We start from the raw sequence: 22643 nt of genomic DNA on the forward strand, positions 1-22643 counted from the left end.
GGCGCGCCATGAACAGCCATTTGCCCAGAGCGGCGAAGCAGCGCGGCATGGCGATTATCAGCGCGTTGCTGATCGCCGCCGTGGTGGCGGTGCTTGCCGGGGCCATGCTCACCCGCCAGAGCGTGTTCACCCGCAGCCTTGAGGCCGAACAACTGCGGGTCCAGGGCAGTTGGTTGTTGCAGGGCGCGCTGCAGGCCAGCCGGCAACAGTTGTGGGACGCGCGGCGCAAAGAGGTGCTGACCCGTCTCGACCAGCCCTGGGCGCGCCCCTTTGCCGGGGTGGTCGAAGGGCGCCTGGATGACGAGCAGGGCAAGTTCAACCTGCGCAATCTGGTCAGCCAGCAGCAGCCGGATGTGGCGCAGTTGCAGAGTTTCCAACGTCTGTGCCAGTTGCTCGGCATCGACCCCAGCGTCAGCCAGCTCATCAGCCAACGGGTGCTTGCCTCCTATGCGCAGCGTGCGGGTGGCAGTGACGTGAGCAGCCTGCGTAGCACCTCGCCTGAGGCCGCGCAGACTTTGCTGCCGGCCAGGGCGCCGATGTTGCGAAGTCTTGACGACCTTGCCCTTGAGCCGGGTGTGCAGCAACGCCTGGCGGCCTATGTCAGCGTGTTGCCCGACAACACCTGGGTCAATGGCAATACGGCCAGCGCCGAAGTGCTCAGTGCGGTGGTGCCGGGGCTCAGCCTGTCCCAGGCCCAGGGGCTGGTGGCCGAGCGGGACAGCGGGCGCTGGTTTATCAACCGCGGGGATTTCGTCAACCGCTTGCGTATGCCGCAGTTGTTGGTGGACTCGGTGCAGGTGGGAATCACCAGTGAGTGGTTCCGCTGGCACGGCCGCGCGCGGCGCGAGCAGCGGCGGGTGGCAGTCGAAGCATTGTTGTATCGCCCTGAAGACCGGCAACCCCAAGTGATCTGGTGGCGGGTGGGCGCATGACGCGCTTGCGCATTGCCTTGCCGCCGCTGGCCCAACTGAGCGCCGAGAGCCTGGTGCACTACGCCTGGTTGGACCGCGCCGGGCAGGTCAGCCGGCAAGGTCAGGCCAGCCTTGGGCAGTTGGCGCAACCGCGCAAGAGCCTGGCAGCCGAGTGTTTCCTGCATCCCCGGGACAGTTTGCTGAGCAGCCTGGAGTTGCCGCAACTGCCGCCCGCTAAAGTGGCGGCAGCCGTGGCCTGCGCGGCCCAGGCGCTGATCCTCGGCCCGGTCGCGCAAATGCAGGTGGTCCACAGCCCACGGCAGAGCAACGGCCAGGTGCAAGTGGGCTGGCTGCCGACGGCTGGCCTGGAACACCTGCAGCGGGTCCTGGCCCAGGTGCCTATCAGTTTGCGCGGCCTGTACCCGGCGCCCTATGCCTTGCCTGTGCCGCCGGCGGGGCATTTGAGCGTGGCCTGCGTCGACGGGCATCTGCTGCTGCGCCAGAGCCTGCACCAGAGCGCCTTGCACCCCCTGGGGCCACAGGCCCTGGCGGAACTGGTGCAGGCTGGCGCGCAGTTGCATCAGGTCGATGAACACACGCCCGCGCGCTGGCAGGGTGTGGTCCCCGCCTGGGGCTTGCATGGCCACCTCAAGCGCGCCAGCAGCGGTGGCTGGGGCCGGGCGCTGGGGCTCAGTGCCCTGGCGGTGGCGGTCTGGACCCTGGGCCTGAACCTGTATGCCGCGCGCCAGGTGGACGAAGGGCAACAGCTCAAAGCGCGGATGATTGCCCAGGTCAAGCAGGCCTTCCCGCACTTGCCAGTGATCCTCAATCCGCTGCAACAGGCCCGGCAGCAACTGGCCGCCGGTCAAGGCGCCACCGCCGATCCCGGCCAGCGTTTCAGCAGCCTGTTGCAACTGGCGGGCAACCACCTGCCGTTTATGGTCGGCAGCGTCCAGGCGTTGGCATTTGATCAAGGCCGGTTGCACCTGGAGCTGTTGCCCGACAGTCGCAGCCCGGCCGCCCCAGGGGAGTGGCAGGCGGCGTTGACCGAGGCGGGTTTCGCTGCCACCCGCGATGAGCACGGCTGGACCCTCGGGCCGCTCGACAACACGGGAGGCGCCGATGAGTAAGTTCGGCTATCCGTACCTGCGCGGCCAGCTCCAGGGATTCTGGAGCGGCCTGGCCCTGCGCGAAAAGCGCCTGCTGGGCGGCAGCGGGGCGGTACTGGCGGGCTTTTTGGTGTGGTTGCTGCTGATTGAGCCGCCCTTGCAGCAGATTGATTTCTGGCAGGCCGAAACCCCCAAGCTGCGCACCCAGGCCGCCACCTTGCAGGTGCTGCTGCAGGGCGCCAGTGCCGGTGCGCGCGCCGGGCAAGACCTGGAAGGCGCGCTGCGCCAGGCGCTCGACGCTGCCGGACTTAAAGACCGCTATCAGTTGCAGGGCGTGGCGCCTGCCGGTTGGCGCCTGACTTTTACCGACGCGCCGGCGGATGCGCTGGTCGGTTGGCTGCTCGCCAGCCCGCGCGCATTTTCCCTGGAGGTGTCCCACGCGCGCTTGCAGCGTGTGGGCGATACCCCAGAAAACCCGGCCGGCAGCGTGTCCGGGACCGTTCGCATGGATCAGGCGCCTGGCGCTAAGGAAGCTTCATGAAGTGGTCACTTCCCCGTTCAGCGCCGTTTCGCCAGGTGGCGCCGCTGCTGTTGCTGGCGCTCAGTGCCTGCAGCCACACCCCGGCGCCCACACCTGCGCCCTTGCTGGTGGACAGCGAACTCGGCCAGCCCCTGGCCGACACCCGGCGCAATGGCGTGCCGTTGCCCGATCGCCAGCGCGAAATCAGCCCCCAGCCGCGGGTCCAGCACCCGCTGAGCAACCGCGCCCGTGGCCCGGTCGCCGCGCCGGCCAAGGTGCGCAACCCGCTGGGTGACCAGCCGGTGCAATTGAACTTCGTCGACGCCGAGATCCAGGCGGTGGTACGCGCCTTGTCCCGCGCCACCGGCCAGCAGTTCCTGGTAGACCCCCGGGTCAAGGGCAACCTGACCCTGGTCAGCGAAGGCCAGGTCCCGGCGCACCAGGCCTACGACATGCTGCTGGCGGCGCTGCGCATGCAGGGCTTCAGCGTGGTCGACGTGGGGGGCGTGGCCCAGGTGGTCCCGGAAGCCGACGCCAAACTGCTGGGCGGGCCGATCTACAACGCCGCCAGCCCCAGTGGCAACGGCATGCAGACCCGCACCTTCCGCCTGCAATACGAAAACGCGGTGAACCTGATTCCGGTGTTGCGCCCCATCGTTTCGCCGAACAACCCGATCAACGCCTACCCCGGCAACAACAGCATCGTCATCACCGACTACGCGGAAAACCTCGCACGGGTAGGGCAAATCATCGACGGCATCGACACCCCAAGCGCCATCGACACCGACGTGGTGCCGGTGCAAAACGGCATCGCCGTGGATATCGCGGCAATGGTCGCCGAGTTGCTGGAAACCCAGGGCAACGACCAGACCCAGAAAATCGCCGTGATCGGCGACCCGCGTTCCAACTCGATCATCATCCGTGCCGGCAGCCCGGAGCGCACGGAGCTGGCGCGCAACCTGATCTACAAGCTCGACAATGCCCAGAGCAACCCCAGCAACATGCATGTGGTGTACCTGCGCAACGCCCAGGCCGGCAAGCTGGCCCAATCCCTGCGCGGCATGCTGACCGGTGAGAGCGAAAGTGGCGTCAGTGACGAGGCCCGCTCCAAGTTGAGTGCGATGGGCGGCGCGGGTAGCACCAGCCAGGGCAGCACCCAGAACAGCAGCGGCACGCCGACCGCCAGCGCGGCGCCATCCAGCGGTTATGCCAAGGACAGCTCCGGCGCAAGCACTGCCGGCAGTGAGCAGAGCACCGCCTTCAGTGCCGGCGGTGTGACGATCCAGGCCGATGCGACCACCAATACCCTGCTGATATCCGCCCCGGATCCGCTGTACCGCAACCTGCGCGAAGTCATCGACATGCTCGACCAGCGCCGCGCCCAGGTGGTGATCGAAAGCCTGATCGTCGAAGTCAACGAAGACGATGCCAGCGAATTCGGCGTGCAGTGGCAGGCCGGCAACCTGGGGGGCAAGGGTGGTTTTGGCGGTGTCAACCTGGGCGGCAGCGGGATCAACGGCACCCCCACCAGCAAGACCAGCATCGACGTGCTGCCCAAGGGCCTGAACATCGGCCTGGTGGACGGCACCGTGGATATTCCAGGGATCGGCCGGGTGCTGGACCTCAAAGTCCTGGCGCGGGCGTTGAAGAGCAAGGGCGGGACCAATGTGTTATCCACGCCGAACCTGCTGACCCTGGACAATGAGGCGGCGAGTATCTTCGTCGGCCAGACCATTCCCTTCATCACCGGCAGCTACGTGACCGGCGGGGGCGGCACCAGCAATAACCCGTTCCAGACCGTGCAGCGTGAGGAAGTGGGGCTCAAGTTGAACGTACGGCCACAGATCTCCGAGGGCGGTACGGTGAAGCTGGATATCTACCAGGAAGTCAGCAGCGTCGATACCCGGGCGTCGGGGGATGCGCGCACGGTGACCAACAAGCGCGCGATTGATACCAGCATCTTGCTGGATGACGGGCAGATCATGGTGCTGGGCGGGCTGTTGCAGGATGGCTATACCCAGAGCAACGACGCAGTGCCGTGGCTATCAGACATCCCGGGATTGGGCGCACTGTTTCGCAACGAGTCGCGCAGTGTGAACAAGACCAACCTGATGGTGTTCCTGCGGCCCTACATCATTCGCGACAGCGGCGCGGGGCGCAGCATTACGCGCAATCGCTACGACTTTATGCGCCGCGCCCAGGGTGGCTTGCAGCCGCAGCACAGCTGGGCACTGCCGGATGTGCAGGCGCCGCAGTTGCCGGCGGTGGAGAAGGCGATGCCGGGGAGTACACGCCCGTGAGTCGCACCCACTCCCCCTGTGGGGCTCGACAGCTCCCACAGGGGGATGCGGTCGCCTCGAGAATCGGGCTGCCGAGCATGGGCGCAGCCCTGGCTTACTGTGCGCTGAGCCGCCGCAAGGGCGGGTCCCTATGAGCCTGCTCCCCTACGCCTGGGCCAAATCCCAACGCATCCTCTTGCAGCCCACCCCCGAAGGCCCACGCCTGACCATCTGCCCCTCGACCCCCGGCTGGTCGATCAGCGAGGTCCACCGGCAATTCGGCGAGGCCGCCATCGAGCAGGTGCGCGACGATGAGCTCGACGGCCTGCTGGCCAGCGCCTACGCCGATACCGGCAGTGCCGCCGCCGTGGTCGGCGCCGCCGAAAACGAAGTCGACCTCGACCGCCTGATGCAGGACATCCCGGAAATCACCGACCTGCTCGACACCCAGGACGGCGCCCCGGTGATTCGCATGATCAACGCCTTGCTGACCCAGGCCGCCCGCGACGAGGCCAGTGACATCCATATCGAACCCTTCGAAACCCACTCCGTGGTGCGCTACCGCGTCGACGGCACCCTGCGCGATGTGGTGTCGCCGCGCAAAGCCCTGCATGGCGCGCTGGTGTCGCGGATCAAGATCATGGCCCAGCTCGATATCGCCGAAAAACGCCTGCCCCAGGATGGACGCATCGCCCTGCGGGTTGCCGGGCGGCCGATTGATATACGGGTGTCGACGGTGCCCACCGGCCATGGCGAACGGGTGGTGATGCGCCTGCTCGACAAACAGGCCGGGCGCCTGCAACTGGAAACCCTGGGTATGGACCCGCAGCTGCTGGCGCGTCTCGATGGCCTGATTCGCCAGCCCCACGGCATCGTGCTGGTCACTGGGCCCACTGGCAGCGGCAAGACCACCAGCCTCTACGCCGCCCTGGCGCGCCTGGACGCCAGCACGAGCAATATCCTCACCGTGGAAGACCCGGTGGAATACGACCTGCCGGGGATCAGCCAGATCCAGGTCAACGCCAAGATCGACATGACCTTCGCCCTGGCCCTGCGTGCGATCCTGCGCCAGGACCCGGACATCATCATGATCGGCGAAATCCGCGACCTGGAGACCGCGCAGATCGCCGTGCAGGCTTCACTCACCGGGCACCTGGTGCTGGCCACGTTGCACACCAATGACGCGGTGTCGGCGGTCAATCGCCTGATCGACATGGGGGTCGAGCCGTTCCTGCTGGCCTCGTCGCTGCTCGGTGTATTGGCCCAGCGCCTGGTGCGCCGCCTGTGCCCGCACTGCAAACAGCCTGACCCGGCGGCCCCCGGCACCTGGCGCCCGGTGGGGTGTGGCCAGTGCAACCAGGTCGGGTACAGCGGCCGCACCGGCATCCATGAATTGTTCTGCGTCGATGACGCGGTGCGCGGCCTGATCCACCAGGGGGCCGGCGAGCAGCAGATACGCGTCGCGGCACGCCACGCCGGAATGTTCAGCATGCGTGAAGACGGCGAGCGTTGGGTGCGCAGCGGTGCCACTGCGCCGGAAGAAATCTTGCGTGTAACACGGGACGCCTGATGAATCGCTATCGCTATGAGGCCGCCGATGCCAGCGGCAAACTGGAAGCCGGGCACCTCGAGGCCGAGAGCCAGGGCGCGGCCTTTGCCAGCCTGCGCAGTCGTGGTCTGACCGCGTTGCTGGTGCAGCTCGAAGGCAACGCCAACGTGGCAGGCAGCAGCCTGTTCAGTGCCAAGCTGTCGGACAACGACCTGGCCTGGGCCACCCGCCAACTGGCCAGCCTGCTCGGTGCTAGCCTGCCCCTGGAGGCGGCGCTGAGTGCCACAGTGGAGCAGGCGGAAAAAAAGCATATCGCCCAGACCCTCAGCGCAGTGCGCGCCGATGTGCGCAGCGGCATGCGCCTGGCCGATGCATTGGCTGCGCGGCCACGGGACTTCCCATCGATTTACCGGGCGTTGATTGCGGCGGGGGAGGAGTCCGGCGACCTGGCCCAGGTCATGGAGCGCCTGGCCGACTACATCGAAGAGCGCAACAACCTGCGGGGCAAGATTCTCACGGCCTTTATCTATCCAGGGGTGGTGGGGTTGGTATCCATCGGCATTGTGATTTTCCTCCTGAGCTACGTGGTGCCGCAGGTGGTCAGCGCCTTTTCCCAGGCGCGCCAGGACCTGCCGGGGCTGACCCTGGCAATGCTCAACGCCAGTGACTTTATCCGCGCCTGGGGCTGGCTGTGTTTTACCGGGCTGGTCGCGGGCTTCTGGAGTTGGCGCCTGTACCTGCGCAACCCCGTGGCGCGCTTGAACTGGCACAGCCGGGTCTTGCGCCTGCCGCTGCTCGGGCGGTTTGTGCTGGGGCTCAACACCGCGCGTTTCGCCTCGACCCTGGCCATCCTCGGCGGTGCCGGCGTGCCCTTGCTGCGCGCCCTGGAAGCGGCGCGCCAGACCCTGTCCAACGACCGTCTGAGCCAGTGTGTCAGCGATGCCACGGCCAAGGTTCGCGAAGGGGTTAACCTGGCGCCGGCCCTGGCGGTGGAAAAGGTCTTCCCGCCGGTACTGATCCACCTGATCGCCAGCGGCGAAAAAACCGGCGCCCTGCCGCCGATGCTGGAGCGGGCGGCGCAGACCCTGTCGCGGGATATCGAACGGCGGGCCATGGGCATGACTGCATTGCTGGAGCCGTTGATGATCGTGGTGATGGGCGCGGTGGTGCTGGTGATCGTGATGGCGGTGCTGTTGCCGATCATCGAGATCAACCAATTGGTTACCTGACCTGTGAAGACTGCGCCGGTGCAAATGTGGGCGCTGGCTTGCCTGCGATGGCGGCGTATCAGCCGGCAGAAACAGTGACTGAACCACCGCTATCGCAGGCAAGCCAGCTCCCACATTTGTATCGGTGGTGACTGGCTGCAAGTCAATTACCCGACCCGCCCATCACCCCGCCTCGGGTTCGTCATTGCGTCATCTTTGCCCCCCTGCGCACGGCCCGCCCGCCATCGTCGAAACACTCCCTGAAACCTCGCTGTCACCCACCCCGATAAAAGCCACAATCATTGCCAAAACACCCGAGAATCTTTTTAAAAATCAAGCTGTTCCTCCCGAGGTTTTTTCCCTTATCTGTCATCGGAAACTGCGACCTTCGTGTCCATGGCCTCGCCCCGCAAGCCCGCTGGATCACGGCGTGTGAACCGAGTGCCATGGCGTCATGCAAGAGCCATCTACCTCAACGTATGAATACGACGAAAGGAGCTTCTTCATGTTTAAGCGCAACGTTCTCGCGGTATCCATGACCCTCGCGGCCCTCTGCTCGGCCCAGGCTGCATTCGCTGATGTCAACGGCGGTGGCGCAACCCTGCCACAGCCGCTGTACCAGACGCCCGGCGTACTGACTGCCGGTTTCGCCGCCTACATCGGTGTCGGCAGCGGCAACGGCAAGGCCGCGTTCCTGGAAAACAAATACGACAAGCTCGTACCCGGCGTGACCACCAAGAACGTGCACTGGGCCGGCAGCGACTCCAAGCTCAGCGCCACTGAATTGTCCACCTATGCCTCTGCCAAGCAGCCAGGCTGGGGCAAGCTGATCCAGGTGCCGTCGGTGGCCACTTCGGTGGCCATTCCTTTCCGCAAGAGCGGTGCCAATGCGGTTGACCTGAGCGTCAACGAGCTGTGCGGTGTGTTCTCCGGGCGTATCAACAACTGGAGCCAGATCACCGGCGCTGGCCGTAGCGGTGCAATCACCGTGGTTTACCGCAGCGAAAGCAGCGGCACCACCGAACTGTTCACGCGCTTCCTGAACGCCAAGTGCGCTGAAACCGGCAGCTTCGCCGTTACCACCACCTTTGCCAACAGCTACAGCGGTGGCCTGCCGGCCGGTGCCGTTGCGGCTGCCGGCAGCCAGGGCGTGATGAATGCCTTGAACGATACGACTGTCGCCGAAGGCCGTATCACCTACATGAGCCCTGACTACGCGGCCACCACCCTGGAAGGCCTGGACGACGCGACCAAGGTCGCTCGCGTCGGCAAGGACGTGGCAAGCAACACCGAAGGTGTATCGCCTGCTCCGGATAACGTTTCCGAGGCGATTGATAACGTTTCGGTGCCCGCCGTGGCTGACCGTGGCAACCCGGACAAGTGGGTACCTGTGTTCGGTAAAAACGGCGTGGCCGGCGTGGTGCCTTACCCAACGTCGGGCTACCCGATCCTGGGCTTCACCAACCTGATCTTCAGCCAGTGCTATATCAACGGCACCCAGTCCAACCAGGTCCGTGACTTCTTTGCCCAGCACTACGGCGAGACCGTGAACAACGATGACGCCATCCGCGCCAACCGTTTCGTGCCACTGCCAGACTCCTGGAAAAGCGCGATCCGCAGCAGCTTCCTGACCGCCAGCAACCCGCTGAGCATCGGTAAGACCGACGTCTGCAACGGTATCGGTCGTCCGCTGTAACGCCCGCGTTCCTCGACCTGCAACCCCTGATCAGCAACGGCCTGTGCCGTTGCTGATTTTTTATTGGCTCACCCCGTAGCCGCTGCCGAGCCTCAGATGAATTTTCCATGACAGAAGTTCAGTGCTGCCCCTCGCCAACCGCCTACCTCCCATACGTGATGTGCATCTCCACACAGAAGGATGATTCCAGATGGTCCGCTGCAAACCACCGGTAAACCTGAATGCCCGCGGCCCGAGCGGCCAGACTGTCTTGCGCCTCAAGCCGCTGGCCCATGCCATTGCCTTGTTGCTGGTGGCGGGCAGTGCCCAGGGGGCTACGGCGTTCAGTTCCGGCTGGTTTGCCGCCAAGGGCGCGTCCCAGGCAGCCACGGCGGCGCGGCCGGGGGCGCAGGTACCGGGGATGCCGCCGCCGTTGTCCCAGCAGGCGCGGGTCAACCAGCAGATGCAGCGCTCACTGAGCACCCTCAACAACAGCGTCGCGGCGATTGCTGCCCAGCAGGCTGCCCAGGCGGCCGGGCGCCAGGCCGCGTTGGGCCAGGTCTCGACGATTCCCGACGGCTTGGGCAAGGGCGGTTTGCAGGTCGATAACAGCCTGACCCAAGGCTGGATCAACGCCAAGGGCCCGACCCAAAGCCAGGCCGGTGGCCAGACCACGGTGAGCATCGAACAGACCGCCGACAAGGCCATCCTCAATTGGGAGACCTTTAACGTCGGGCGCAACACCACCGTCGACTTCCAGCAGCAGTCCAACTGGGCCTTGCTCAACCGCGTCAATGACCCCAACGCGCGCCCCAGTGAAATCCAGGGCCAGATCAAGGGCGCTGGCACCGTGATGATCATCAACCGCAATGGCGTGGTGTTCAGCGGCAGCAGCCAGGTCAACGTGCGCAACCTGGTGGCGGCGGCGGCGGCGATCACCGACGAGCAATTCACCCAGCGCGGGATCTACTTCGACGCCACTGGCACCCAGCCAACGTTCACCGATGCCGCGGGCAAGGTCCAGGTGCAGCGGGGGGCGCTGATCCAGACCCATGACGCGGCGACGTCCACCGATGCCGGTGGCTATGCCTTGCTGTTGGGTACGGAAGTGGAAAACGCCGGCACCCTCATCACCGCCAAAGGCCAGACGACCCTGGCCGCCGGCGACAGTTTTTACATCCGCAAGGGCGTGGGTACCGCCGGCAATGCCCGTTCCACCACACGCGGCAATGAAGTCGCCAGCAGCCTCAAGGCCGGCAGCAGCGCGGGCAGCGTGACCAACAGCGGGCTGATCATGGCCGCTACCGGCGACATCACCCTGACCGGGCACACCGTGCAGCAAAACGGCGTAGCCCTGGCCAGCACGTCGGTGGACACCCGTGGCACCCTTCACTTACTCAACTCGGCCAGCGACACCACCGGCAGCGTCAGCCTGGGCGAAGGCAGCACCACTGCGATCCTGCTCGACAGCAGCGGCACCACCGCGCTCAACAACCAGCGCGAAAATGGCCTGGTCAATCTCGACGGTCTGGTGAACCCCCAGGCCAGCGGGCAGTTCAATAACCTGGGCAGGGTGGCCGACCGTACCGATCAGTCGCGCATCGAGATCGTCAGCGGCGGCACCGTGGACTTCCAGAAAGGCTCGATAACCCTCGCCACCGGTGGCCAGGTCGCGGTCAGCGCCGGCCAGCGCAGCCTGGTGCGCGAGGGGGCGATGATCGACGTGTCCGGCGCCATCGGCGTCAAGGTGGCGATGCAAGCCAACAACATCAAGATCAACGTGCAGGGCAACGAGCAGCGCGATGCGCCGGTCAACCGCGATGGCGGGCAATTGATCAACAACGATGTGTGGGTCGATCTGCGCGAGTTGGTGTTTGTACCGGCGGGTACCAACGGCTACGCGACGGACCGCTGGTACACCGCCGGCGGCCTGCTGGAAGTCGGTGGCTATCTGGGCACGCAAGGGCACTCGGTGGGCGAGTGGATGGCCCAGGGCGGTACCGTGACGTTCACGGGGGATGATGTGGTAACCCAGCAGGGCGCGCAGATCAATCTGTCGGGCGGCACCGTGGATGTGCAGGGCGGTTATGTCCAGCAAACCTGGCTCAAGGGCCCGGACGGGCGCTTGTATGAGCTGTCGAAGGCACCGGGCGATATTCTCTACACCGGGCTTTACAAAGGCTTTGCAGACACCAGCGAACGCTGGGGCCGTACCGATCTGTACTACAACCCGCTGATCGCTCCCCAGCGACGTTTCGAGGCTGGTTATACCGTGGGCCGCGATGCCGGCAAGCTGGTGATCGGTACCGGCAATGCGGTGCTTGAAGGGCAGTTGATCAGTGATGTGTTCCAGGGCGAGCGCCAGACCCAGGCGCCGAACATCAACCTCGACGGTTACCAGCAGTCGCAGAAGGCCCAGGCCCAACGTGCGCAACTGATCATTGGCCAGTACACGCCGATCTTCAACAAAAGCACCGGCACTCTGCGTTACGCCCTGACGCCGGGTATGGAGCAGGTGCTGATCGAAGGCGGCACACAAAAAATCGCCGCCGGCCTCGACCTGGGCACCGCGCTGCCGGCCGGGCGCCAGGGCACGCTGGTGCTCGACAGCGCGCAACTCAACGGCTTCCAGTTGGGCGCGATCAAGGTCGGCGCCAAGCAGCAGATTACGGTCAATGGTGGGTTGTCGGTGGCCGACGGTGGCGATATCACCCTGTACGGGCCCCAGGTGGCGGTCAACGCCAATCTGACCGCCCACGGTGGCAGCCTCCACGCCGGCAACGTGCTCAGTCAGGTCAACCTCGATCGGCAGAATGCCGTTGAAGAGGTGATTCTGGCGGGCAGCGGGCACGTCGCGGTGGCCGCCGGGGTGGTGCTGGATGCGTCCGGGCGTTGGAACAACCTGGCCCTGCAGCCGTCGCTCACCGAGGGTGTGGCTTACGCCAATGGCGGCAAGGTGGCGCTGCGTGGCACCGGCGATGTGAGCCTGGGGGCACAGAGCCTGGTGCAGGTGTCTTCGGGCGCTACGGTCGGCCAGGATGGCAAGGTCAGCGGTGGCAAGGGCGGCAGCGTGACGTTGGGCGCGCAGGGCGCCCTGGTGTTGGGCGGTGAGATTCGCGGTTATGGCGTCAGCGGTGGCGGCACTCTGGCGTTGCAGTCGCGCCAGGTACTGATCGGCGATGCAGGCAGCCTGGACGCGGGCACCCTGCACCTGGCGGGGGACTTTTTCAAGAAAGGGTTCTCGGCGTATGACATCACCGGCAACGAAGGGTTGATTGTTGCTGACGGCACCCAGGTCGGGGTCGAGGTGCCGGTGTACCGGGTTGGCGAGCAGGTGCAGACGCTGCCGAGCGGCACTGATCCGGCGAGTCTGATGCAGGTGTGGACACCTGAGTTGTATCAGCAGGACGCGCTCAAGAGCGTGCTGAGCCAGCGGCGCGGTGCCAGCTTGAGCCTCACGGCCGGGCACCTCGACTCCAGCGCTGCGCAATTGGCCAGCACCGCGCTGAGCGTCGGCCAGGGCGCGGTTATCACGGTCGATCCGGGCCAGGCCATCAATTTGCGCAGCGTCGGCCAGTTGACCGTCAACGGTTCGCTCAACGCCTGGGGCGGTAGCGTCAGCCTGGGCGGGCTGAACGTGGCCAGTTCCGAGGCGGTGAATGCCGCAGGTCATGGGCGTTCGATCTGGGTCGGCGAGCAGGCGCTGATCGACGTGGCGGCGCGGGCGGCAAGCGCCGTGGACAATCGTGGCCGCCACTATGGCCTGGTACGCAATGGCGGCAGTATCAGCCTCGGTGGCACGATCAACCTCGCTACCGGCATTGCCCAGGCCAGTGATGTGTTTGTGGTGGTGCGTGACGGTGCGCGCCTGGAGGCGTCCGGGGCCCAGGCGGACCTGGACCTGCCGGGCCAGGGCCGGGTACCGGTGGCCAGCAATGGCGGCAGTATCAGCCTTGCCTCCAACAATGGCCTGTACCTGGACGGGCGCTTTGTGGCCCGGGCCGGTGGTGCCGGGGCCTCGGGCGGCAGCCTGGCCCTGGCCCTGGAAAGCCCTTACTACCTCAGGAGCGCGGTCAGCGACCGCGTGCTCAAGGCGCGGGAGCTGTTACTCAGCCAGACCCACCAGCCCAGCACGCTGGCGGGCACTGCCGAGGCCGCGGCTGCGGAGCTGGAGTACGGGCATGCTCGCCTGGGCGTGGACCAGGTCAGCGCCGGCGGGTTCGACAACCTGGCCTTGCTGAGCAATGGTCTGCTGAGTGTTGACGGTGATCTGTCGCTGCACATGGGCCAGAGCCTGCGTCTGTACAGTGGCGCTCTGGGGCTGAGTGAGCAGGCTGCGCAGAATGCCCGGGTCAATCTGTCGGCACCGCACCTGCTGCTGGCGGGCATCCTTGCGCCCTTGGAGGCCAAGGACCAATACCAGCATCCGGTGTTGACCAGCGCCATGTCGCAACGCGCCAGCCAGGCGCAGTTCACTGCCAGTGCCAATCTGCTGGAGGTGCGCGGCAATGTGTTGTTCGGCAACAAGAGCAACCTGACCCAGGCCGACAACAGCCAGTTGAGCGTCGACCGCCGTGGTTTCGATGACGTGCAGCTGAGCAGCCAGGGCGACCTGCGTTTTCTCGCGGGGGCCAGCGCCGATGCGGTCGCCCAGGGGATCAGTACGCAGATCATGACCCGGGGCGACATGACCCTGCAGGCCGCGCAGTTGTACCCGGCCACCGAAGTCGGCGCGCGGGTGCTGGCCGGTTACCTGGATGGGGTTGACGGTTACGACCCGACGCGCACCCTGACCATCGCCCGTGCCGGCAACGAGACGGGCGCGGTGCCTTACTCGGCCTTCGGTCGCCTGCAACTGGGCGGCCCGAGCATCAGGCAGGGCGGGGTGGTGCGTGCGCCCCTGGGGTTGATCGAGGTCGGCATCCTGGGCACCCACAAGGTCGAACTGCTGCCCGGCAGCCTGACTTCGGTGAGCGGCAAGGGCCTGGTGCTGCCCTACGGCGGCACGGTGGATGGCCAGGTCTACCAGTACAACGGCGAGACCGTGTCGTTCCTCGGCCAGGGGGCGATTGCCAACCTCAATGGCGATCTCAACGTGGGGGTAATCCTCGGTGGGCAATCGGTGGCGGTGCTGCCAGAGGCCACGCTGGACCTGTCCGGCGGCGGCGAACTGCTCGGTGCCGGGTTTATTTCCGGCCGTGGCGGCTCCACCGATGCGCGTTATAACCCACTGATGCAGGTCGGCACCCACGGCGGCTTTGTCCTGCCGGGCCTGGGCAGTAACCCGGTGTACGCCATCGTGCCCGGCGCGCAACCGGGTTATGCCCCGGTGGCCCCGGAGGGGGGCGCAGTCGATCCGTTGCTCGGCCAGCAAATCACCCTGGACGCTGGCGTCCCGGGGCTGGCCGCAGGCACCTATACCCTGATGCCCTCCACCTATGCGCTGATGCCGGGGGCGTTCCGTGTCGAAATCAACGGCCTCGCGGGGCGCGGCACCGAAGAGGTGCCACAGGCGCTGCGCAATGGCTCCTGGTCGGCTGCCGGGCGCTTGTCCATCGTCAACACCGGGATCAGTAACCGGGTCGCCAGCCAGGTAATCCTGACCTCGGCCGACACCCTGCGCCGCTACTCCCAGTACAACGAAACCGGCTATGCGCAGTTCGCCGTGGCTGATGCGGCCAAGCTCGGCGTGCCACGGGCGTTGCTGCCGGTGGATGCCAAGACCCTGAAACTGGCGTTGCACCCCGGTGGTGGGGCGAACGCCTTTTCGTTCGCCGGTATCGGCCGCTTTGAGGCGGCCACCGACGGTTTTGCCGGCACTGTTGCAGTGATGAACATGGGAACCGGCGGGATCGAAGTAATGGCGCCAGGCAAGGCCGCCACGGAGGGGTTCGAGGGCGTCAGCGTGGGGGCAGCCAGCCTCAATGCGCTGGGCGCGGCACGCCTGATGATTGGCGGGATGACCCAGGTTTCGTATGGCCAGAGCGGCAACTACATCAACGTGGTCGGCGCCAACAGTAGCTCTATTACCTTGCGTGAAGGGGCGAGCCTGGCCGCACCGGAAGTGTTCCTGGTGAGTTCCACCGGCGAGATCGTCATGGAGCAGGGCGCCTCGATCAATACCCTTGGCCGGGGCAAGGCCAGTTATGACGCACGGGACGGTTTCGTCTACCAGGTGGCGAATATGCTGGCGGTCTCCAACGGTTTGCTCAACGTGGTCAACGCTGTGCAAGCGGGCGGCGCCGCCAGTGGCGGGATCAATCTGGGGGCGTGCAACAGCGCGCCCTGTAGCGGCCAGACTGCCCTGTATTCCGAGGGCAGTATCGTCGCCCTGACCGACAAGACATTGCAGATGGGGGATGAGGTGCGCTACGGCACCCGTCACCTCAACCTGGGGCTGGCGAGCATTAACGTCGGCAGCCCTGAAGCCCTGGCTGCAGCGGCGGCCGGCAATCGCCTGCCGGCCGGCATGACCCTGACCCAGCAGGTGCTGGACCGCTTGTTGCGTGGTGACACGCAGTTCGGCGCGCCGGCCCTGGAAACCCTGCAACTCTCGGCCCGCGACAGCTTCAACTTCTATGGCTCCAGTGCCCTCGACACCTATGACGCGGTGACCGGCAAGTCGTTGCTCAGCCGCCTGATGCTGTCTGCCCCGGCGATCTACGGCGCCGGCAGCGCCAGTGATGTGGCGAGCATCCACACCGCCAACCTGATCTGGCTCGGCGCTGAAACGCCGGCCGTTGCCGCCATCGACGGCGGCGCTGGCAGCGGTAATGGGCGCCTGGATATCCAGGCCGAACGCATCGAATTCGGCTATGGCGACTTTGCCCAGCCGAGCACGACCAAGCGCTTCGATCGCCTGGCGCTGGGGTTTGCCCACGTCAACCTCAGTGCCAGCGAGCGCATCACCGCCAACCACAAGGGCAGCCTGTCGGTCTATCAGCGCCAGGGGGCCTATGATCCGCTCAAGGGTTTTGCCTATACCGGCGGCGACTTGAGCATTCTCACGCCACTGCTGACCGGCGAGGCGGGCTCGGTAAACCGCATCACCGCCGGCGGCACCCTGGATATCGGCGCCTCGGCGGGGGCCCGGGGCAAGGTCGAGGGCCTGGGCGGCGAGCTGTCGCTGCAGGGCGACAGCATTCGCCTGGCCAGCGCGGTGGTGCTGCCCAGCGGCAAGGTCACCCTCGACGCCCGTGGCGACGTGGTGTTGACCGATGACTCACTGATTGATGTGGCCGGTCGCGCCATCGTCTTCAACGACCTGACCAAATATGGCGCGGGGGGTGAGGTATCGCTGCAAAGCCGCGAAGGCAATGTGCTGCAGGCCACCGGCTCAACCATCGACCTGTCGGCGCAGCATAACCAGGCGGGCACGCTGCGGGCAGTGGCCGTGGGGGACACAGGCGGTGTGGTTGACCTGGCAGGCAAGCTTCTGGCCGGCAGCAGCGGTTATTACGATGCCGGTGGCACTCGGGTGCCGTACCTGGCCGGTGCGGTGGAGATCCAGGCCCAGCGCCTGGGCACCAGCGGCATCCTGGACGAACAGTTTGCCGCCCTCAACCAACGGCTCAACCAGGGCCAGGTGTTTGGGGCGCGCAGCTTCCAGCTCAAGCAGGGCGACCTGAGCATCGGCAATGAGGTCAAGGCCAACAGCGTCAGTGTCTCGCTGGACAACGGCAGCCTGCGCGTCACCGGGCGGGTGGATGCCAGTGGCGAGCGGGTGGGCAGCATCAACCTGACGGCCAAGACCGGCCTGACCCTGGACGGCAGCGCCGTGCTCGATGCCCATGGCAGCCAGTTGCGGGTGGACAGCCATGGCCAGATCATCGACGCGCCGAACCGCGCCATGGTGGTGCTGGGTTCGGGCCAGGGCCAGTTGACCCTGGCCGATGGCGCGCGTATCGACCTGCGTCACGGGACCGATGGGGGCGTGGGCCATGACGGTCGCAGCCGTGGCACCCTGGAGCTCAATGCTCCGCGCCTGAACAGTGATGACATTGCCATTGATGCCCGTGGCCGCCTGGATATCCAGGGCGCGCGCTCGATTGCCCTCAACGGCATGATCAGCTACGACGATGCGCCGACCAAGACCGATGCCACGGCCAGTGGGCGTCCGTACCAGGTGATCGACCAGAAGTACCTGGACAAAAAACATGAGCTGAGCGTGCTGTTTATCAACGCAGCCCTCAGCAACCACGACCTACTGAATAACAAGCTCGCGGGCCTGAATAACGCCACGTACGCCGACGCCTTGCATCTGCGGCCGGGGGTAGAGATTGTCAGCAAGACGCCCCAGGGTGACCTGGTGGTGCAGGGCGACCTGGACCTGTCCGGTTATCGCTACGCCAGCCTCAACCCACATACCCAGAAAAACCCGGATGTGTATGGTTCCGGCGAAGTCGGCCGCCTGACCCTGCGCGCCGGCGGCGACTTGAATATCTACGGCAGCATCAACGACGGCTTTACCCCGCCACCGCCGAGCGACGATGACAACGGCTGGGTGCTGCTCCCCGGGATCAATTACACCGGCGGCACCCAAGTAGTGCCGGGCACGGGCGTGACCCTGGCCGACGGCACCAGGTTTCCGGCGGGCGCGATCCTCAACTTCGATGTGTCGATCAAGGCCCTGAGCCTGGCGAACGGTACGCGGTTGCCGGTGCCGGTGACCCTCAGCCAGCCCCTGGTACTGCCTGCCGGTACGGTACTGGCGGCGGCGATACTCGACGGCTCGGGCACGCAGCTGTTCGCGGCAGGGACGCTGCTGAGCCAGAGCCAGACCCTGGAGGCCGGCACGGTTCTGGGGGCCGGTACCCTGTTGACCAGCAACACCAGTGTCAGGGCGATGATCTGGCCCAAGGGCGTGCCATTGCCCGGGCGTCTGGGCAGCACTGCGTTCGTGACCCTCAATGGCAGCAAGGCACTGCCCCGTGGCGCCTTGTTGCCGGCCGGCACCAATGTGAAGTTGGCAGGCAATGCGAAGTCGGTGAAATTGCGGGTCGAGGAGGCCGGCCGCCAGGGCAAGAACTGGGGCGTTGCGCCGATGCTGACGGAAGGCTCCCAGGCGTGGGCGATCCGCCTGGTGGCCGGGGCCGACACCCAGGCGGCCGACAGTAGCAGGCTGCAAGTTTCTCCAGTGACCGGCAACCTGCGTCTGGCCGACAGCCATTACGGCATGTTCGCCCAGGGCGTGCTGGTCTGGACCGAGCAGGGCTCCATCGACAATTACGGCGACACCAGCATGGTCGGCGAGCCCGTGAGCCCTGGCAACCTTGGAACCTGCACGGACTACCCCGGTTCCTGTGAGTCGGGCGGCGATGCCTACAGCCTGGTGGCGGGGGGCAGTAGCCGTTTCAGTGTGGTGCGCACCGGGGCCGCTGACCTGGACTTGTTGGCCGCTGGCAATCTGAGCATGGAGTCGCTGTACGGGGTCTACACCGCTGGCAGTTCTTCCACGGGTACCTCGGCCAACGACCCCTACAACCTGCCGCGGGCGCTTGGCGAAAACGCCAAGGTGCTGGGCAATAGCGTGGGTGGCAACGAGAAACTGGTCAATGGCGGCGCAGACAGTGTGTACCGCGCCTGGTATCCGGAGGCAGGCGGCAACCTGTCGTTGAAAGTGGGTGGGAACCTGACCGGTAACATCACCAGCCCGTCACTCAGTGCCTCGGGGCGTCCGGTCCGCAACGATCGCGGCCAGGATTCGGCGAATGTCGGCAACTGGTTATGGCGCCAGGGCAATGGTTTGAGTGGCTCGGCGGCACAAGCGACGGCCTGGTGGATCAATTTTGGTACCTACGCCAGCAACCTCGCCCTGGCGGGGGGCGCCGACCAGATGGTCGGCTTCACCGGCTTCGGTACGTTGGGCGGGGGCAACCTGAATGTCGACGTGGGCGGCGATGCCGGGATCATCCGGCCATTGGCTGCCGGTTATGTGCCCCAGGCGGTGAACTTGCGCAGCCAGGGGTTGGTGTTGGCGGTGGGCAGCACCGGGCGCGTGGCGGCTGACGGCAGCCTGCAACTGACCGGCGGTGGCGACTTGAACCTGCGGGTCGGCGGTGCCGTGAATCCAGGTAGTCAGATTACCCAGGACCACCTCAACGGCACGCTGGTGAACCTGCGTGGGCACGTGCAACTGACCGGCGGCGCCCTGGGCAGCCTGACCTTGCGTTATGGCAGCCGGGTGATCGACCAGAGCCCCGGCGAAGTCCGCGCCTATGATCCACTGCGCGCCACGTCAGCCGCGGCGGCCGGTGGCTTGAGCCTGTTACCCGGTGATGCCACCTTCAACCTGGCCACCCGTGGCGACCTGGTGCTGCAGGATGTGGCCGATCCAGGGCGCGTCGCACAGACAAATGCCTTGGCCTACGTTAACGACGGGGTCAACGGCGTCGGGCAGAGCTGGTTCAGCCTGTGGACCCGCAACACGGCAGTGGACCTGTTTTCGGCCGGTGGCAACCTTACGCCGCTGACGCAAACGCTGGAGACGGATATGGCGGCGGTCTATCCCGCCACATTGCGTGCGGTGGCCGCCAGCGGCAGCCTGTATTACGGGCGTGCCGCGACCGCCAACCCTGGCTCGCTGCCACCGCTGGCGGCACTGGTGCTGGCGCCATCGGCCAACGGTCAATTGCAATTGCTGGCTGGGGATTCGATCTATGGCGGCGACCTCACCGTCAGCCGTTCCAGCGCCGCGCCGGACAGCATGGCGACGATCCTCAACCCGGCGTTCCTGGGCTTCGTCAACTCCCTGCCCATCGCGGGCAGCGGCAACCTTTCCGGCGATAGCAACATTGCACGCCTGGGGCTTTCCCCGCTGTTCACCTTCGGTGCCAACACGGCCAGCACGTCGTGGGGCGATACCCTGGAACCTGCGCGTTTTTATGCGTTGAGCGGTGACCTGCTGGGCGTCAACAGTGGGCGTGCCCTGACCATCACCAGCGCCGGAGACCCGCGTGTGGGGCAAACGTTTTATGAGGGCGCAGGCCCGGTCTGGATGCGGGCGGGGCGTGACATCGTCAGCAGCGGCACGCGCCTGGGGGGCGCCAGCGGTGGCGAAGTGGATACCGGTGAATATGCCTTCGACGCCAACCTGTTCGTGCATAACGGCCTGACTGACATCTCCATTGTCAGTGCCGGGCGCGACATGCTCTACAGCAGCTTCAATGTCGCAGGGCCCGGCACCCTGGAGTTGACGGCAGGGCGCAACCTCCTTATGGAGGACAAGGTCAGCGTCAACAGCCTTGGCGCCGTGGCCGCAGGTGACAGCCGTCCCGGCGCGAGCATCGTCATGCTGGCGGGTGTTGGCCCCAACGGTCCGGACTACCGGCGCTTTGTCGAGACTTACCTGAATCCTGAGAACCAACTGCAGACGGGCGAGCCTTTGACGCTGCTGGGAGGCAAAGTCGCCAAGACCTACGAACGCGAACTGGCCGGGTGGCTGGCCGAGCGCTTCGGGTTTGTCGGTGACAGTGAACAGGCCCGCGCCTACTACGCGGCGCTGTCGGCGCAGCAGCAGCGGGTGTTTGCCCGTGAGGTGTACTTTGCCGAACTCAAGGCCGCCGGTCGCGAATACAACCAGGCTGGCGGCGTGCGCGAGGGCAGCTATGTGCGGGGGCGGGCGGCGATTGCCGGGTTGTTCCCGGACAAGGACGTGGCCGGCAATGCCATCGCCTACAAGGGCGATATCACCCTGTTCGGCGGTGCCGGGGTGCACACCAATTTCGGTGGCTCGATCCAGATGCTCACCCCGGGTGGTGGCCAGACATTCGGCATCGAGGGGGCGGCACCGCCGTCCACCGCCGGGGTCATTACCCAGGGCGCGGGGGATATCCAGCTGTATTCCCTGGACAGCATCCTGCTGGGCCAGAGCCGGATTATGACCACCTTTGGCGGCTCGATCATGGGCTGGTCCGCCGCAGGCGATATCAACGCCGGGCGGGGTTCCAAGACCACCGTGGTCTACACCCCGCCACGGCGTGTGTATGACAACTGGGGCAACGTCAGCCTGTCGCCGTCGGTGCCGAGTACCGGTGCGGGGATCGCCACGCTAAACCCGATCCCGGAAGTGCCGGCAGGGGATATCGACCTGATTGCGCCGTTGGGTACCATCGACGCCGGTGAAGCGGGGATTCGTGTGTCGGGCAATATCAACATTGCCGCGCTGCGGGTGGTCAACGCGGCGAATATCCAGACCCAGGGTAAATCGTCGGGGGTGCCGGTGTCGGCGGCGGTCAACACCGCGGCCATGAGCTCAGCCAGCGCGGCGGGGGCAGCGGCATCCCAGGCCGCCGAAGACGCGGCCCGCAACCAACAGGCTGCAGCGCGCCAGGGCCGGGCGTCGATCGTCACGGTGGAAGTGCTGGGGTTTGGCACCGAGCCGGTGCAACGCCGGGAGGAAGAAGCACGCCGGGCGCCGACCTACAACCCCGACAGCCCGGTGCAGGTGCTGGGGGCGGGGCCGTTGAGCGAACAGGCCAAGGCACGGTTGACGGATGAGGAGCGGGGGCAGATCAGTTTGTAAGGTTCACACGGTGGGCTTGTCTGCGATGGGCATAGGTAGCTACACAACCTTCTAGGTTTGTGTACATATCCGTTGCTGCGGTAACGGCGGCTATTGGTTCCGCTCTTACAGCGGGTCACTTTTGGAAAAGAGCCCGGAGTGCCGGCCCAGCCAAAAGTAACCAAAAGGGCTCTTGCCCCACCACTCGGCACCTCGCCCAGGCTCGGTGTGCCCGTCATCCGACATTGATTTGGGGGGCCGCCGCGATGGGCCATCCATGGCCCAGCGCGGCTAAACCGGCGTCCTGCCGGTTTACCCCCCAAATCAATATCGGATGACGGCCAGCGTGGTTTAACGGGGCGCCTCAGATCAAAAGCAAAGCGAGGCGGCCTGACAGCCGACCTGATCGTCGAAGCGTGTGCGTACCCCTGTGGGAGCTGGCTTGCCTGCGATGACGGTGCATCAGCCAATACATTTATCGACTGATACACCGCCATCGCAGGCAAGCCAGCTCCCACAGGGGGGAATGCAGCTTCGCGCCCCGGCTTTGCTGTTGCTGTTGCTCTGCTTTTGATCTGGCTTTTGATCTTGATCTCAGGCGCCCCGTTAAACCACGCTGGCCGCAAGCAGGTATTGCGCAGTGGGCACCCCGGCATGGATGCCGGGGTAGCCGCGACACGGCCATGGATGGCCGATCGCGGCGGGCCCACGGAGCAATGCCTGACTGCGGGCATGCCGAGCCTAGGCGAGGCACCGAGTGGTGGGGCAAGAGCGCTTTGCTTACTTTGGCGCTCTTCCAAAGTGAGCCGCCGTAAGGGCGGAACCCTAAGTGGCCGTGACCGCAGCAACGGATATGTACACAACCCCAGAAAAGAGCTGTGTAGATACCT

The 22643-nt window shown here is 65.8% G+C and carries 8 protein-coding genes; all 8 read left to right on the plus strand.

Annotation, left to right across the window (positions count from 1 at the left end; all coding sequences use genetic code 11):
- The first annotated feature begins 8 nt into the window (after window positions 1-8).
- The 8 genes from gspK (at window position 9) to PSH80_RS10435 (ending at window position 21774) form a co-directional block, all read left to right on the plus strand.
- Window positions 9-932 carry a type II secretion system minor pseudopilin GspK gene (gspK, locus tag PSH80_RS10400; protein ID WP_305420107.1) on the plus strand — a complete coding sequence of 308 codons (924 nt, stop codon included), beginning with the start codon at window positions 9-11 and terminating at the stop codon, window positions 930-932.
- A complete protein-coding gene (gspL, locus tag PSH80_RS10405; protein ID WP_289142075.1) occupies window positions 929-2041 on the plus strand; it encodes a type II secretion system protein GspL in 1113 nt (370 codons plus the stop codon). The genes gspK and gspL overlap by 4 nt, the downstream gene beginning before the upstream one ends.
- Window positions 2034-2561, plus strand: coding sequence for a type II secretion system protein GspM (gspM, locus tag PSH80_RS10410; RefSeq protein WP_170045831.1), 528 nt, complete (start codon window positions 2034-2036; stop codon window positions 2559-2561). The genes gspL and gspM overlap by 8 nt, the downstream gene beginning before the upstream one ends.
- On the plus strand, window positions 2558-4840 hold the full coding sequence (gspD, locus tag PSH80_RS10415; RefSeq protein ID WP_115127976.1) for a type II secretion system secretin GspD: 2283 nt from the start codon (window positions 2558-2560) through the stop codon (window positions 4838-4840). Before gspM ends, gspD begins: the two co-directional genes overlap by 4 nt.
- A 130-nt stretch (window positions 4841-4970) precedes the next feature.
- The gene (gene gspE, locus PSH80_RS10420; RefSeq protein ID WP_057959142.1) at window positions 4971-6389 is read left to right on the plus strand and encodes a type II secretion system ATPase GspE; all 1419 of its coding nucleotides are present in this window, start codon (window positions 4971-4973) and stop codon (window positions 6387-6389) included.
- Entirely contained in the window at window positions 6389-7597 is a 1209-nt protein-coding gene (gene gspF, locus PSH80_RS10425; protein ID WP_057445154.1) for a type II secretion system inner membrane protein GspF, read from the plus strand. The genes gspE and gspF overlap by 1 nt, the downstream gene beginning before the upstream one ends.
- Window positions 7598-8081: 484 nt before the next feature.
- The gene (locus PSH80_RS10430) at window positions 8082-9272 is read left to right on the plus strand and encodes a substrate-binding domain-containing protein (RefSeq protein ID WP_186626254.1); all 1191 of its coding nucleotides are present in this window, start codon (window positions 8082-8084) and stop codon (window positions 9270-9272) included.
- A 190-nt stretch (window positions 9273-9462) separates the two neighbouring features.
- Window positions 9463-21774, plus strand: coding sequence for a filamentous hemagglutinin family protein (locus tag PSH80_RS10435; RefSeq protein WP_305420113.1), 12312 nt, complete (start codon window positions 9463-9465; stop codon window positions 21772-21774).
- Window positions 21775-22643: the final 869 nt, after the last annotated feature.

This window comes from Pseudomonas sp. FP818, from assembly GCF_030687335.1.
GTDB classification, from domain to species: domain Bacteria; phylum Pseudomonadota; class Gammaproteobacteria; order Pseudomonadales; family Pseudomonadaceae; genus Aquipseudomonas; species Aquipseudomonas shahriarae.

Excerpts from the sequence above, each read along its gene's own strand:
- PSH80_RS10430 (WP_186626254.1), top strand. The coding sequence starts at position 8,082 with ATGTTTAAGCGCAACGTTCTCGCGGTATCCATGACCCTCGCGGCCCTC.
- gspF (WP_057445154.1), top strand. The coding sequence starts at position 6,389 with ATGAATCGCTATCGCTATGAGGCCGCCGATGCCAGCGGCAAACTGGAA.
- gspD (WP_115127976.1), top strand. The coding sequence starts at position 2,558 with ATGAAGTGGTCACTTCCCCGTTCAGCGCCGTTTCGCCAGGTGGCGCCG.
- gspE (WP_057959142.1), top strand. The coding sequence starts at position 4,971 with ATGAGCCTGCTCCCCTACGCCTGGGCCAAATCCCAACGCATCCTCTTG.
- PSH80_RS10435 (WP_305420113.1), top strand. The coding sequence starts at position 9,463 with ATGGTCCGCTGCAAACCACCGGTAAACCTGAATGCCCGCGGCCCGAGC.
- gspM (WP_170045831.1), top strand. The coding sequence starts at position 2,034 with ATGAGTAAGTTCGGCTATCCGTACCTGCGCGGCCAGCTCCAGGGATTC.
- gspK (WP_305420107.1), top strand. The coding sequence starts at position 9 with ATGAACAGCCATTTGCCCAGAGCGGCGAAGCAGCGCGGCATGGCGATT.
- gspL (WP_289142075.1), top strand. The coding sequence starts at position 929 with ATGACGCGCTTGCGCATTGCCTTGCCGCCGCTGGCCCAACTGAGCGCC.